The organism is Jejuia spongiicola (genome assembly GCF_023502325.1).
GTDB classification, from domain to species: domain Bacteria; phylum Bacteroidota; class Bacteroidia; order Flavobacteriales; family Flavobacteriaceae; genus Wocania_A; species Wocania_A spongiicola.
This window is the reverse complement of the sequence record NZ_JAMFLZ010000008.1, coordinates 137,506-152,834: the sequence shown is the minus strand read 5'-3', so window position 1 is coordinate 152,834 and position 15,329 is coordinate 137,506. Positions and strand designations below refer to the sequence as shown.

Annotated in this window: 7 protein-coding genes and 1 pseudogene; all 8 read left to right on the top strand. The window is 34.0% G+C overall.

Translation table 11 applies throughout. The annotated features are described in order from the left end of the window. Nucleotides 1-1,445 (top strand): annotated as a pseudogene (locus tag M3P09_RS15655) (hypothetical protein); the annotation flags it as partial. Between the two features lie 30 nt (nucleotides 1,446-1,475). Then, entirely contained in the window at nucleotides 1,476-2,753 is a 1,278-nt protein-coding gene (locus M3P09_RS15650) for a T9SS type B sorting domain-containing protein (protein ID WP_249973859.1), read from the top strand. Nucleotide 2,754: 1 nt separating this feature from the next. Continuing rightward, complete coding sequence (locus M3P09_RS15645; protein ID WP_249973858.1) at nucleotides 2,755-3,723, top strand: PorP/SprF family type IX secretion system membrane protein; 969 nt, start codon at nucleotides 2,755-2,757, stop codon at nucleotides 3,721-3,723. 13 nt (nucleotides 3,724-3,736) lie between these two features. Then, complete coding sequence (locus tag M3P09_RS15640) at nucleotides 3,737-5,629, top strand: OmpA family protein (RefSeq protein WP_249973857.1); 1,893 nt, start codon at nucleotides 3,737-3,739, stop codon at nucleotides 5,627-5,629. Between the two features lie 223 nt (nucleotides 5,630-5,852). Further along, nucleotides 5,853-8,648, top strand: a complete 2,796-nt coding sequence (locus M3P09_RS15635) for a helix-turn-helix and ligand-binding sensor domain-containing protein (RefSeq protein WP_249973856.1) — start codon at nucleotides 5,853-5,855, stop codon at nucleotides 8,646-8,648. 225 nt (nucleotides 8,649-8,873) lie between these two features. Further along, nucleotides 8,874-11,879, top strand: coding sequence for a SusC/RagA family TonB-linked outer membrane protein (locus M3P09_RS15630; RefSeq protein WP_249973855.1), 3,006 nt, complete (start codon nucleotides 8,874-8,876; stop codon nucleotides 11,877-11,879). A gap of 12 nt (nucleotides 11,880-11,891) precedes the next feature. Next, nucleotides 11,892-13,436: a RagB/SusD family nutrient uptake outer membrane protein gene (locus tag M3P09_RS15625; protein WP_249973854.1), complete on the top strand. Its 1,545-nt coding sequence runs from the start codon at nucleotides 11,892-11,894 to the stop codon at nucleotides 13,434-13,436. 15 nt (nucleotides 13,437-13,451) lie between these two features. Then, nucleotides 13,452-15,230, top strand: a complete 1,779-nt coding sequence (locus M3P09_RS15620) for a LamG-like jellyroll fold domain-containing protein (protein ID WP_249973853.1) — start codon at nucleotides 13,452-13,454, stop codon at nucleotides 15,228-15,230. The last annotated feature ends 99 nt before the right edge of the window (nucleotides 15,231-15,329 follow it).

Here is a 15,329-nt window from a genome sequence, read left to right as displayed (position 1 = left end):
ACTTAACATTTAATGTTACTGGAACACCAACAGCATCGGGAACAGCAAACTTTGCCATTAACTTTGGTGGAGAGACGTGTACCTTCTCGCTTACAGTTGATGTATTAAATGCCACAGTAGCAAACTTGAACTGTGCAGCAGGAACTGCTTCACCAGCAACAGCTACAGAAAATACAGCTTATACTGGAACAGCAACAATCCCATACACAGGTGGTAACGGCGCAGCCTACGGTGCAGGATCATCAATCAACTCAACAGGGGTGTCGGGACTAACCGCTACCTTGCAGGCAGGTACTCTTGCTAATGGTGCTGGAAACTTAACACTTAATGTTACAGGAACTCCAACAACATCGGGAACAGCAAACTTTGCCATCAACTTTGGTGGAGAGACGTGTACCTACTCACTAACAGTAGATGCATCAAACCCAGTAGTAACAGCATTAAACTGTGGAACTGCTGTTTCTTCTGGTGCCGCTACACAAGGCTTTAGCTATACAGGTACAGTAACAGTACCTTACACAGGAGGCAATGGCTCGTCTTATGGAACAGGCACAGCAATTAACTCGACAGGAGTTACTGGTTTTACTGCTACTTTACAGGCAGGTACTCTGAATACTGGGGCAGGAAACGTTGTTCTTAACATTACGGGAACACCATCAAACCCGGGGATAGCGAATTTCGCGTTTAATTTTGGCGGACAAAGCTGTTCGTTCACTTTACAAGTGAACGCAAGTACTATTCGATGGGGATGGTTTGGTTTATCATCTTTCGGAGAAGGATCTAACTACAGCAATTTTGTAGCTCAAATGAATAACGCTTCAAACTATGGTCCATCAGGAACATACCAAACACTCACAGAAGATATTACATTTACTGAAATAGCGAACCTTTCTACGGAAACCGCGGCAAGTTTATTGGCAAACTATGATGTAATCTCAACAGGAGTTTTCCCACCTACTTCAGCAGAATCACAATTGCTTAAGGATTATGTAGACTTGGGAGGTGTAGTAATGGCTTATGCTTTACCGGGTATTACTCCTGATGCACTTATTAATGTCTTTGGAGGAATTGGTGGTTTTACAGGTCAACCTGGTGGGGACAAAGTAGATATTGTCACTAATGCTAACGCTCTAAACAATGGTGTTTTTGGTACAGGCACAAATTTCACCTTAGCAGATCCCTCACCCACCCCAAACACTTACAATGTTTTTACTGGAACATTACCATCAGGAGCCGTTGTATTAGGTAATCGAGATATTTCAACAGCAGCTGGAACCAATGGCCCAGGAATTTGGACCATGGGCGCTGGCGGTAGAGCTCTCGTTTTTGGCCCTGGGAATTACTTTACAAATACAGCGCCTTATGTATCTGGTGCTATTGACACCCCAGAAGAACGATGGTTACATAACATGATTGCTTATTTACTTGATCGTCGAGGGATTTAACAAAAAAACTCAGCAATGAGTAGATAAGAAATGAAAACAATAAATATATACACACAGATAGTTATGCTCGGAACACTTTTAGTTCCGGGCATACTCCTAGCACAAACTGTAAATACAGGAGAGCTTAGCATTAGCCCAAACACACAGTTTTCTACGGTGAGTGATTTAGATAATAAGAACGGTGCCAGTATTATCAATGACGGCGAAGCCTTTATCTATGCACACTTTAATAATGATGGTGTTGTAGATTTTACCAATGGTGAAGAAGGGCTTACCCGCTTCGAGGGTACGGCCGTACAACAATTAAGTGGCGGAAACATTAGTTACTTCTATGACGTTTTGTTTAATAATGCGTCAAGTAATACAGCTTCTTTAGAATTAAGTAGCGAAATAAGTGTTGACAATGAAGCAAATTTTGATGAAGGTATTGTACAAGATGACACCCATGGAGGTCTATTTATATTTGAAGATGGGGCCACACATGTTGGAACTTACGACGGGAGTCATGTAGATGGATTAGTTCAAAAAAATGGAAACGATAGTTTTACTTACCCTATCGGTGATCAACAATTTTTTCGATATGCAGCTATAAGTGCTCCGGCCAACATAACTGATACTTTTACAGCAAAATACTTTTTTGAAAACCCAATTGGCCAAACCATTAACGGAGAAACTCCAACAGCAAATGCGGCTGGTGTTATTACGTTATTAGATAATGCAGAATTTTGGACAATTACTAGAGATACTGGTAATTCAGATGTGCTTTTAACCCTTACTTGGGACGAAAATGGTACAACACCCACACCGATAGTATCTAATCCTCAAGAAGAAATTCGGATTGTTCGTTGGGATGATGCACAGCAAATTTGGGTAAATGAAGGAGGAATTGTTGATACTGCAAATAGAACAGTAACCACACCATTACAATTAGGAAATTATGGCATTTTTACACTAGCTCGAATAGATAGCGAGTTAGTTCTACCGGGAGGAGATATTGTTATTTATAACGGTGTGACTCCTAATGATGATGGAAAAAACGATTACTTCATTATTGATGGTATTGAAAATGTTGAGAATACTAATGTAAAAATATTTAATCGCTGGGGTGTAAAAGTATTTGAAACTAATGATTATGATACTTATGGGAATGTATTTAAAGGTTTTTCTGATGGTCGTATGACTATTAATAGAGAAAATCAACTCCCTACTGGAACCTATTATTACATATTTACCTATTCCTATTCAAATGCTAATGGAGACTCAGAACGCATAAAAAAAGCAGGTTACCTGTATTTAACTACAGAATAAAATGAAACAGACAAAAAAACAATATAATAAAAGGAATATTTGCTCCATAAATTGGTTGGTGTCATGTGTTATACTTCTTGGGCTTTTTTCTACAAAAATACAAGCTCAGCAAGACTCTCAGTATACACAATACATGTACAATACACAAACCGTAAACCCTGCCTACGCCGGATCTAGAGGTACATTCGGGATTACGAGCCTTTATCGTAATCAATGGGTAGGGTTGGATGGAGCTCCAGAAACACTTAACCTAAGTTTAAATACGCCTGTTGGTCTTACTGAGCGTGTTGGCTTAGGGTTAAACTTTTATAAAGATAAAGCTGGACCAGCTGATGAAAGTTCAATTTCTGCAGACTTCTCGTATACTTTAAATTTTGATAATGATGTAAAATTAGCTTTCGGAATTAAAGCAGGAATTAATTTGTTAAATGTAGATTACTCTCTGCTCAATATTTTTGACCCAAGTGATGCTTTACAACAGTTTAATATTGAAAACAGATTAAAACCTCTTTTTGGACTTGGATTGTACTTGCACAATGATAGAAACTGGTATGTAGGGCTTTCTGTTCCAAATATACTAGAAACATCACATTATGATGATACTACAGTTTCTAACGCATCAGAAAGAGCAAATATATATGCTATAGCTGGTTATGTTTTTCAGCTAGGTAAGAACACAAAATTTAAGCCATCCGTTTTAGGTAAGTATGTATCTGGAGCACCAGTTGCATTAGATTTTTCTGCAAATTTCTTGTTCAATGAGAAATTTACTTTAGGTGCTGCATATAGGTTGGATGCTGCGGTAAGTGCTTTGGTCGGTTTCCAATTATCAGAAGGAATGATGATAGGATACGCATACGATTATAGTATTCAAGAACTAACAAACTATAATTCTGGATCGCATGAAATATTCTTGCGCTTTGAATTAGGTAAACGAACAAGGCGATTAATAACTCCTAGATTCTTTTAAAACACAAATAGATATGAAAAAATACATAAAACATATATTTACTTACAGTATACTTCTATTAGCATGTGTTGCATTTGCACAAAAGGGTCAAGTAAAGAAGGCTGATAAAAAGTTTGAAAGCTTAGCTTATATAGATGCTTTAGAAATTTATGAAAATGTAGCAAATAAAGGATATGAAAACGAAGATTTATATAAGAGATTGGCAGACGCCTACTATTTTAATGCAAATTATGTAGAAGCAGTAAAATGGTATGATAAATTATTTGCTTTAAACTTAAATACATCTCCAGAGTATAATTTTAGATACGGACAAACACTTAAAGCTATTGGGAATTACAGTGATGCTGACAAAATTTTAACGAATTTCTATAAAAGCCAAGGTCTAAATTATATAAACTCTGGAGAGTATTTAAGTACTATTGAGAAAAACTCAAACCAATATGTAATTGATACAGTAGGATTTAATACTAAATATTCAGATTATCCAGCGTTTTACACAAAAGATAAACTTTATGTAGCTTCAGCAAGTACATCTTCCAAAGAAACACCTTGGAATAAAGAGCCAACATCTGATATATTTCTTGTAAACGACTCAGAATTAAAAGTAGTATCAGGAGAAATAAACACAAAGTACAATGAGGGATCTGTTGTTATTACTAAAGACGGTAACACCATGTACTTTACTAGAAATAATTATACTAATAATAAATTAGGAAAAGATGCTAACAAAACAATTAGGCTTAAGCTATACAAAGCAGAAAGGATAGATGGTAAATGGACGAATGTGATAGAATTACCATTTAATAACGATGATTATTCAGTAGGACATCCCGCATTAAGTATAGATGAAAGTAAGTTGTATTTCGTAAGCGACATGCAATCAAATGGAAACCAAGGGGGAACAGACATTTACGAAGTAGAATTGTTTGATGATGGCGGTTATGGAACACCTTTTAATATGATTGGTTTTAATACCGTAGGAAATGAAATGTTCCCTTTTATTGCTGATAATGGAAGTTTTTTCTTTTCATCCAATGGGCATCAATTTAATTTAGGAGGTTTAGACATTTATAAATCTACTCCAGATGAAAATGGTGTTTATGGAAAGGTTGACAATATTGGCAAGCCTATAAATAGCACTATGGACGATTTTGCTTTTGTTATAAATTCCGATTCCAAAACTGGTTATTTTTCTACAAACAGAAGTGGGACTCAAAGCGATGATGTCTATTCGTTTAAAGAAAATGAAAACTATAAAGCACCATGTATTGTTAATCTTAATGGTTTTGTACGTGATAAAAAAACAGGAGATATTTTGGAAAATGCTTTAGTGTCTTTAATTGATAAGAATAATGATATAGTTGTACAAGAAATTGTACCTACAGGAAAGTATATGTTTGATGAAATGGATTGTGACAAAGTGAAATTTATTCGTGCTGAGAAGAATGGATATTTAACAGGAGAAGAATTTGTAGACACTTCAAAAGAGGGGGCTATAAGTACAGATATTTTATTAGATCCTAGAAAAATAGAAATTGCTGCAGGAACAGATATTGGGTTATTATTAAACCCTATTTATTTTGATTTAGATAAGCATAACATCCGTCCTGATGCAGCTGTAGAATTGCAAAAAATTGTTGAGGTCATGCAAAAAAATCCATTAATTAAAATTGATGTACGTTCACATACAGATAGTCGCGCCAACGATACTTATAATATGACACTGTCTAATCGTAGAGCAAAATCAACCATTAAATACCTAGTCAAAAACGGTATAAATCCTTCTAGATTAACAGGTAAAGGCTATGGGGAAAGTCAATTGATTAATGGCTGCTCTAATGGTGTAAAATGTACAGAATCAATCCACCAAGAAAATAGAAGAAGTGAATTTATAGTAGTAAAGTAAGTTTTCTTAAAGTTGCTTTCAACATAGTTTACCTCTTTCTATGATACTGAGTAGTATAAATTAATAGTAAAAATTTAAGGCCTTATAAATTGTACAATTTATAAGGCTTTGTTGTTTTTTATTTTTATTGATTAGATTTTTGATTTCTATTCGTTATTTTAAAATTGATTAGATTTGTCTGAGTCTAAGATTCCTTTTTTTATGTTAATAATTATATATGTTAATGAGTTTTAAAAACACTTTAGTATTAATTTTTATTTTCTTCATTTATAGTAAGCTAAATGCTCAATATACTCCATTTTTTCAAAATTATGCATTAACTGAATATAATGCTGGCAATCAAAATTGGGGCGTGTCTTTGGCAGAAAATGGGAAACTCTATGTTGCTAATGATAAAGGTTTGGTTGAATTTGATGGGATGAAATGGAACTTTTATCAATTACCAAACAAAACTATTATACGCTCGGTTTTAGCTTATAAAAATAAAATATATACAGGTTCTTATAAAGAGTTTGGTTTTTGGAAAAAAAATAACAAAGGAAAATTAATTTATACATCCTTAGGAAACTTTAAAGACAAAGAAGAGTCAAAAGATGAAGAGTTTTGGCAAATATTTCATCGTAATGATGCTATCTTTTTTAGATCTTTTTCAAATCTCTATGCTTATAAAGAAGGTGAAGTAAAAAGGATTGAAGTAAAACCAGGCTCAACCATTTTATCTTGTAGTGTTGTTGAAGACAATGTGTATGTATCTACGGTAAGAAATGGAATTTTTAGTTTAGAAGGAGATGATTTGGTTCCTTTTATCGTAAATGATAAATTATATGATGTAAAAGTCATTTCTATTATAAAGTATAATAATAGATTGCTAATTGCTACTGCCTTAAATGGATGCTATTTATACTATAATGGAAAATTAGAACCTTGGTATTCTGAGATTTCTAGTGTAATGAAAGAGCAACAACTCAACGATTTTTTAGTACTTCAAAATAATAATATGGTTTTTGGTACTATAAAGAATGGTATTTATATTACAAATAATTCTGGTGATATAGTATATCATATCAATAAAGAGAACGGATTGTTAAATAATACCGTATTAAGTCAAGAACTTGGTAAGAATAATAAGCTATGGGTTGGGTTAGATAATGGAATAGCCCTTATGGATTTTAATTATAGCCACATATTATATAATGACAGTTCGGGAAAGTTAGGTGCTGTATACGATATTATAAACTATAAAGGGACTTTGTATATAGGGAGTAATACAGGTTTGTTTTATTTAGATACTGCTAATAACAATACTCTTAAATTTATTGAAGGATCGCAAGGACAGGTTTGGAATTTAAAGGAAATTAATGGGCAGTTATTTTGCGGACATAACAATGGGACTTATTTGGTTGAAAATAAAAAATTTAAAGAAAAAGTGTCTGCTTTTACTGGAGGTTGGGTTATTAAGAAAGTGCCAGAACAAAATAACACTTTCTTGCAGGGCACATATGGAGGGTTGGTTAGATATGATTTAATTGGTAATACATGGAAAGTTCAGCACTTAGGAGAAGAAACTGTTCCTATAAAGTATATGGTATTTGAAGACCAATATACAGCTTGGGTAGCACACGCATATAGAGGTTTATTTCGCGTTAAGTTTGATGAAACATACAATGAGGCTTCATTTAAAGATTATAAAAGTAAGGGGCTGTGGTCAGATTTTAATGTAAAAGTTCATAAAATTAAAAACGACATTTGTTTTAAAACAAATAAAGGATGGCAAAAATATGAAGCCCTTTTAGATAGTATAGTGCCTCATGATATATTGAATAATGCTTTTGGTGTAGATGCAGACATCATTTCTGAATCAGATTCTGATGTACTAGTTACAAAAAATGCAAAAGATAAAATTAGGTTTGTTTATAAAATGGAAGGAGATAATAATATAAATTTTCCTAATGATCTTATTCAGAAAAGATTAGTTGTAGATGCAGAAAGTGTTTCTCAGTTAAACGATTCTACATTTACTTTAAATCTTTATGACGGTTTTATGCTTATTAACAAAAACATAAACACTACTAGTGATATTTTACTAAAACCTGCTATTGAAAATATTGAAGTAGAAAAGGAACTGATAAATTTAGGAGACTCAATTGAGTATGAGCTTCCTTATAATAAAAATATAAGCATATCTATTTCATCTCCAATGTCTAATAATCATTTTTTTGAGTACGCTATATCTAATTCAGATACTCTCAAATGGTATCGTATGGAGAATGAAAAGCTTGAACTTTCTAGTTTAAGCAGCGGATATCATAAAATACATTTTAGAACAGCAAATATTTTAGGTAATTCATCCCCCAAGCACGTAATTCAAATTTACATATCACCGCCATGGTATCAAAATAGCTTATTTTATGTTTTAGTAGCATTACTTAGTGGTTTATTAATTTATAGATTACACAAGCGAAAGATTAATAAGGAACAACAAGCATTGCAAAATAAACTTGTAAGGGAACAAGAAGTATTGCTTAAAGAAAAGGCTATTGAGAATGATAAAAAAATTGTACAGCTAAAAAATGAATCTTTGAAAAGCGAAGTGAAATTAAAAAGTAAACAGCTAGCTAATACAGCAATGGCTCTTGTGAAAAAAAATGAGTCTATGTTAGATATTAAGGGCGAGTTAATGAAACATAAAAATAGTTTTGAAAACCCGTTAATGTATAAACGCTTGCTTAGGAAAATTGATAACTCTATAGGTCATGAAGATGAATGGGAGATATTTGAATATAATTTCAACCAAGTGCATGAAGAGTTTTTTAATCAGTTAAAAAGCAAACATCCACAGCTGACACATAAAGATTTGAAAATATGTGCTTACATCAAAATGAATTTATTGACTAAAGAAATTGCACCACTAATGAATGTCTCAATTAGAGGCTTAGAAACTCATAGATATAGGTTAAAACGTAAATTAAATTTAGGAAATGATAAGTCTTTGGGTGATTACTTAAGGAATTTTGAATAAAAGTGTTAAAAAATCAGTTGGTATAATCTCTTTTCACTACGTCATAACTACGTCATTTTTTAGATAATTCTAATGTTTTGTGTTAGTTTTTCTCGCCATAACATACGTCAATCATTGATTTCTTTATTTTTTTGCTACATGACGTAATTTATGTGTAAGACAATTTTTGATATACATTCATAGAGTTAATAATTTAGTACAAACTAACATTCTAAATAAAACTATATGAAAACAAAATTTGCTTTATTGTTAATTTTTCTATTTTCAGTTCATGCATTTGCACAAGACATATTAATAAGCGGTTCAGTAATTAGTGCCGAAGATAATATAGTTGTACCAGGCGTGAATGTAATAGTAAGAGGAACAAGCAGAGGTGTAAGTACTGATTTTGACGGTAATTATTCTATTACTGTTACTAAAGGAGAAACCTTAGAGTTTAGCTCGCTAGGTTTTAAAACAGTCTCAGTACAAATTGATAATCAAACTATTCTTAATATATCTCTCGAACCTGATATTGCTTCGTTAGATGAGGTAGTTGTTGTTGGTTATGGGTCTCAAAAGAAAGCTGACTTAACAGGTTCTATTACTACTATTAAATCTGAAGAGATTACTCAAGCACCAGTAGCACAAGCTATGCAGGCACTTCAAGGAAAAGTTGCTGGTTTGCAAATTGTAAATTCTGGAAGCCCTGGACAGTCTCCAACGGTAAGAGTTAGAGGTATTGGGTCTTATAATTCAGGAGCATCAGGACCATTATATGTTGTTGATGGTATGTTTTTCGATAATATTGATTTTTTAAACTCAGCTGATATAGCATCAGTTTCTGTTTTAAAAGATGCTTCTGCGGCTGCCATTTATGGTGTTAGAGCTGCTAATGGAGTTATACTAATCCAAACAAACTCAGGAAAATTAAATCAAAAAACACAAATTACATATGATGGCTATTCTGGTGTACAAATAGCACAAAATGTTTTAAAGCTTGCAAATGCAGAACAGTTTACAACCATAGCGCTAGAGTCTGGTTCTGCACCAGATGCACAATTTATATTGAATGCTATGCAACGCTACGGAAGAAGTAGAGTTAACCCAAATATTCCTGATGTAAATACAGATTGGTACGATCAAATTACAAGGCAAGCTTTAATTACAAGCCATAGTATTGGAATTACTGGAGGTGGTGAAAAAGCCACTTATGCTGTGGGAGCTAACTATTTTGGTCAAGAAGGTATTTTGGATATGAAGAATGAGTATGAACGATTCAACATTAGAACAAAGCTAGATTTTGAAGCAACAGATTGGTTAAAGGTTGGTACTAATATGGTATTAAGCAATGCAACACGTTATGACCCAGAAGGCTCTGCTTGGAGAGTAGCATATTTTGCTGTTCCAATAATGCCAGTTTTCGATCCAAACAATGCCGAATTTGCACCAACAAATTATGCTAGTGCTACAGATTTAGGTTATAGAGGAGATCAAAATCCACTTCATTTGCTAAACTTTAGCGAAAACAGGTTGAAGATTAGAAATGTTTTAGCTAATGTTTATGCTGAAATTAGTATTACAGACAAGCTGAAGTTTAAAACAGCCTACAACCACAATTTAGAAACTATCGAAGGGCGTAATGTACGTTTGCCTTTTGATACCAGTAGCGAAAATGATTATGAACGCCCTATTTCAACTATAACAAAACAAAATATTACCAATTCTAATCAAATATGGGATAATACATTAACGTATAAAAATCTATTTGGAAAGCATGATTTAACAGTACTTCTAGGTACGTCTTTTAGAGATGAATCTTCAGAATTATTGCGCGCACAAGGTTCTGGTTTTCCATCAAACGAAGAAGCTTTTTATTTAGATCAAGCTACTGCTTTTGAAGACCCAGCTGATGGAGGAAGACGCGAGTTTGGACTGTCTTACTTTACAAGAGTGGCATACAATTTTGATGGTAAATATCTTTTATATGGAACATTCCGTGCAGATGGCACCAATAAATATCAAGAAAAATGGGGTTATTTCCCAACAGTAGGAGTTGGTTGGGTAGTAACTGGAGAAGAGTTCATGCAAAATAATGGCGTTTTCGATTTTTTAAAACTACGTGCTAGTTGGGGTGAATTAGGTAATGATAAAGTACCATCAAGTGAAGGCTCAATAACATCTCAAGTAGTTGAAACAGCATTGGGAGATATTCGTTTTAGTGGATTAAACACATCCAGTGATTTTACAGCACTTAAATGGGAAGTTACAGAAGAAATTAATGTTGGGTTAACAGCGAGATTATTTGATAATAATTTATCTGTTGAAGCAGATTATTATGTTAGAGATACAAAAGATGCTGTAATTCCTGTAGAGCGACCACTAATACCTGGGGTTACTCGTCAAAACGTTGGAGAAATAAGAAACTCTGGTTTTGAAGTAGCTTTAGATTGGACTAAAAGAGTGTCAAATGATTTTAGCTACAGTATTGGTGCCAATTTTTCTACTTTAAAAAACGAAGTATTAGATTTAAATAATGAAACAGGTTTTTTAGATGCAGGTTCGGCAGAATTCAGACAGCGCTCAATTATAGGAGAACCATTGTTTGCTTTTTATGGAAGAGAGGTTATTGGAGTTTATCAAAATGATGCTGAAATACAAGCAGATCCAGTAGCTGTAGCAAACAATTTAGTTCCAGGAGATTTTAAGTATAAAGAAAATGGGGGGGATCCAAATACAATTGACGACGACGACCGTGTTGTTTTAGGGTCATTTTTACCAACTTACCAATTTGGAGTTAACTTAGGATTTAACTACAAAGCATTTGATTTATCAATCAGTGCTCTAGGTCAAGGAGGAAATAAAATTTTAAACCGTAAAAGAGGAGAAGTTATTTTCACTAATGATACAAACGTTGATAGAGATTTTGCTATAAATAGATGGCATGGAGAAGGTACTTCAAACAGTTACCCATCGGCAGCAGCTATTCGAAAAGGATGGAATCAACGATTAAATAGTTATTTTATAGAAGATGGAGATTTCTTCAGAATTCAAAATATAACATTAGGGTATACAGTTAATAAAAACTCTAAATCTGATAAAATACCAACAATTAGAGTATACCTAACTGCAGAAAAACCATTAACGGTATTTAATTATAATGGATTTAATCCAGAAGTTAGTAATGGCGTGGATAATCAAACATATCCAATACCTGCGGTATATACTGCTGGTGTAAATGTGAAATTTTAAAAAAAAAGAGATATGAAATTATTTAAAAACATATTCTTAGCATCCTTAGCAGCTATTTTTATACTTACAGGATGCTCAGATAAATTAGATGAACCACAGCGAAATAATAATTTTGCAGCTGGTACAGATTTTACCAAAACTGAAGATATGATACTTTCTATTATTGGAGTTTATGAAGCTTACCAAAGTAGAGGGTGGGAACAACCTTTGTTAATATCAGTAAGAGGAGACGATGTGAATTCTGGAGGTTTAGGAGATCAACAGGATTTTACAGAAACCGATTTGTTCAATTACAATAAGGATTATTGGATGTATAATTCCCTTTGGGAAAACGTGTATGTAGATATAATATCTGCTCATACGGGAATGGAGCAAATTGCACGTTATCAAGAATTTGCTGATACAGAAGGCATGGCTTTAGGAGATCAATATATTGCTGAAGCAAAAGTGCTAAGAGCAATGATGCTTTTTGATATTTCACGTGTATGGGGAAATGTATTTATTCCTGAATCATCAGATACAGGAGCCTTATTGGATGTCACTGAAGTGCCTACAAAAGCACAGGTGATGCAACACATTTCGGATCAAATGGATGAAGCTATATCTTTTTTGCCGGATATGCGCCCAAATGAACGTACCGATTTACCAGGTGGTGTAACGCGTTACACAGCTTTGGCAATAAAAGCTTTAGCTAATCAAGAATTAAAAAACTATTCGGCAGTTGCTGATGCAACTGGTCAAATCATTAACTCTGGGAAGTTTAGTCTGTTTTCCAATTTTTATGAATTATTTAAAACACCAGGAAAATTGAGTGATGAATCTATTTTAGATTTACAATATTCTGATTTCGGTCAAGGTGCAGGGGAACCTCGAGAAGGACACTTATATGCTCCTTATGGCCCACAAAACTGGACACCAGCTGTTGATGGTTCTTCAAGCGGTTGGGGATTCTATGAGCCTAGTTTAAAGTTTATAAAATTTATGCTAGATCGTGGCGAAACAGTACGCTTAGAGACAAGTGTGTTGTTTACAGATCGTGGTATTGCAGAGATACAATTAGATCCAGCTTACGCAACATTACCAGCTTGGATTTCAAATACGACAAGAGATGGAGATAGAATAAATGATTATGCTAGAGCATTATTTGCTAGTGGAAAACATTATTTGCCATCAAATCAGTTAATTACAGGTAGAACGGCTTATGGAAGTAATAAAAACTATATGGTAATACGTTATGCCGAAATATTATTGATGTATGCTGAGGCATTATCGCAAGGTGGATCAGGAGGAAGTTTAACAGCAACACAAGCTGTAAACCTTGTAAGAGATAGAGCAGGATTAGCTCCTGTAGCATCAGTAACATTAGATGATATTGTTAACGAGAAGTTTGCTGAATTAGGAATGGAATGGGGTAAGCGCTATTACGATATGTTAAGATTAGAGCGCTATAACGAATTAAGTTATGACGGAAGAACTTTTTCGCCAGATAAAGCATATTTACCTTACCCGCAAAGTCAAGTAGATCAATTTCCAGTTTTGGCAGATATCAATAACTAATAAAAAAACTATAAAATGAAAAATATATATAAAATCTTTTTTGGATTACTTTCATTCTTACTTGTACTTTCTTCTTGTAATGATGGTATTGATCCAATTACAGAAGTAGATCCTGGAGCAGATGTAGGAGCTCCTCAGGTTACTTTAAAGTATCCAGTAGAAGGCACAAAAATTAAAGTAAATGATCCAGTAGTAGCTATTACAATTGAATTTGAAGTTACAGATGATATTGAAGTTGATAATATTACTGTTTTGATTGACAACAATCAAATTGCAACAATGTCAGACTTTAAAGATTATAGACGTGTTCTAGCAGAAGTTGCTTTTGATAATGTAACTACCGGACAACATGAACTCAAAGTAGAAGCTACAGATATTAATGGCCAAAGTACAACAGCTACTGCTAATTTTGAAAAAGAACCGCCTTATATTCCCATTTTTGCCAATGAAACACTTTATATGGATTTTGAAAGTGATTTCACAGAATTCATAACCGTTACCAGAGCAACAGAAGTTGGAACTCCAGGTTTTGCAGGACAAGGCTTAGCAAGTAATAATGCATATGCAGGAGCTGAAGATTCATATTTAACAGTTCCTACAAATAATTTGCAATTAGGAAATGAAATATCAGCAGTTTTTTGGTATAAATTAAATGCTTCGCCAGACCGTGCAGGTGTATTGGTAATTGGGCCACCAGATTTAGCAAATCCAGATAATCAAAACAATAGAAATAGTGGGTTTAGGCTCTTTAGAGAAAACGCTGGTGGTATGCAACGTTTTAAACTAAATGTAGGAACAGGTGCCGGTAATACTTGGGTTGATGGCGGTACAGCTGCCGATGTTGATCCTGCTAAAGATGAATGGGTAAACCTAGCGTTTACAATATCTGCAACAGAAGCACGTGTTTATATTAATGGACAGTTAGCTAAAGAAAGCACTTTATCTAGTCCAGTAGATTGGATGGGCTGCGATATACTATCAATAATGTCTGGAGCACCTCGTTTTACAGGATGGAATCATAAGTCTGACAACAGTTTTATGGATGAACTTCGTTTCTTTAATACAGCTTTATCTCAAGGCGAAATTCAAAATATCATTGGAGTAACTAATCCGTATACTCCTGCAGATGGGGAAACTATGTACGTACCTTTTGATGATACATATAAAAATTTAGTATCTGGAGCAGATGCAACTGTAGTTGGAACGCCAAGTTATGCGGGCGAAAGTAAGTTAGGCAGTAATGCTTATGCAGGAGCAGGCGATTCATATTTATCATTTCCAACTACAGGGTTGCTAGCAAACGAGTTTAGTGCTACTATGTGGCATAAAGTAAATGCTACACCAGATAGGGCAGGTGTATTAGTTATAGGCCCTCAAGATACGGCAAATGCTGGTTTTCCTGATGTTCAAAATAATAGGTCTTCAGGATTTAGGTTCTTTAGAGAAAATGCAGGAGGCATGCAACGTTTTAAATTAAATGTTGGTAATGGTACTTCTGATACTTGGGTTGATGGAGGTGCGGCTGCTGATGTTGATCCCACTGCAAATGAATGGGTGCATTTAGCATTCACCATTTCAGGTTCAAAAGCAATAGTCTATATAAATGGAGAAGTTGCTAAGGAAAGTGATATAACTGGAGTTGATTGGACAGATTGCGATATTTTATCTATCATGTCCGGAGCACCACGTTTCACAGGTTGGAATCATAAGTCCGATTCTAGTTTTCTGGATGATTTGCATTTGTTTAATAAAGCATTGTCTCAGTCTGAAATACAAGATATAATGGGCAATTAATAGTATAATTTAGTTAGTCAATTTGTTAATTTTTTTGGTTGAAGTTTTAGCTGTATTATATAATGCAGCTAAAACTAATTTGCTAACCCATATCAATTT

Excerpts from the sequence above, each read along its gene's own strand:
- M3P09_RS15650 (WP_249973859.1), top strand. The coding sequence starts at position 1,476 with ATGAAAACAATAAATATATACACACAGATAGTTATGCTCGGAACACTT.
- M3P09_RS15645 (WP_249973858.1), top strand. The coding sequence starts at position 2,755 with ATGAAACAGACAAAAAAACAATATAATAAAAGGAATATTTGCTCCATA.
- M3P09_RS15640 (WP_249973857.1), top strand. The coding sequence starts at position 3,737 with ATGAAAAAATACATAAAACATATATTTACTTACAGTATACTTCTATTA.
- M3P09_RS15635 (WP_249973856.1), top strand. The coding sequence starts at position 5,853 with ATGAGTTTTAAAAACACTTTAGTATTAATTTTTATTTTCTTCATTTAT.
- M3P09_RS15630 (WP_249973855.1), top strand. The coding sequence starts at position 8,874 with ATGAAAACAAAATTTGCTTTATTGTTAATTTTTCTATTTTCAGTTCAT.
- M3P09_RS15625 (WP_249973854.1), top strand. The coding sequence starts at position 11,892 with ATGAAATTATTTAAAAACATATTCTTAGCATCCTTAGCAGCTATTTTT.
- M3P09_RS15620 (WP_249973853.1), top strand. The coding sequence starts at position 13,452 with ATGAAAAATATATATAAAATCTTTTTTGGATTACTTTCATTCTTACTT.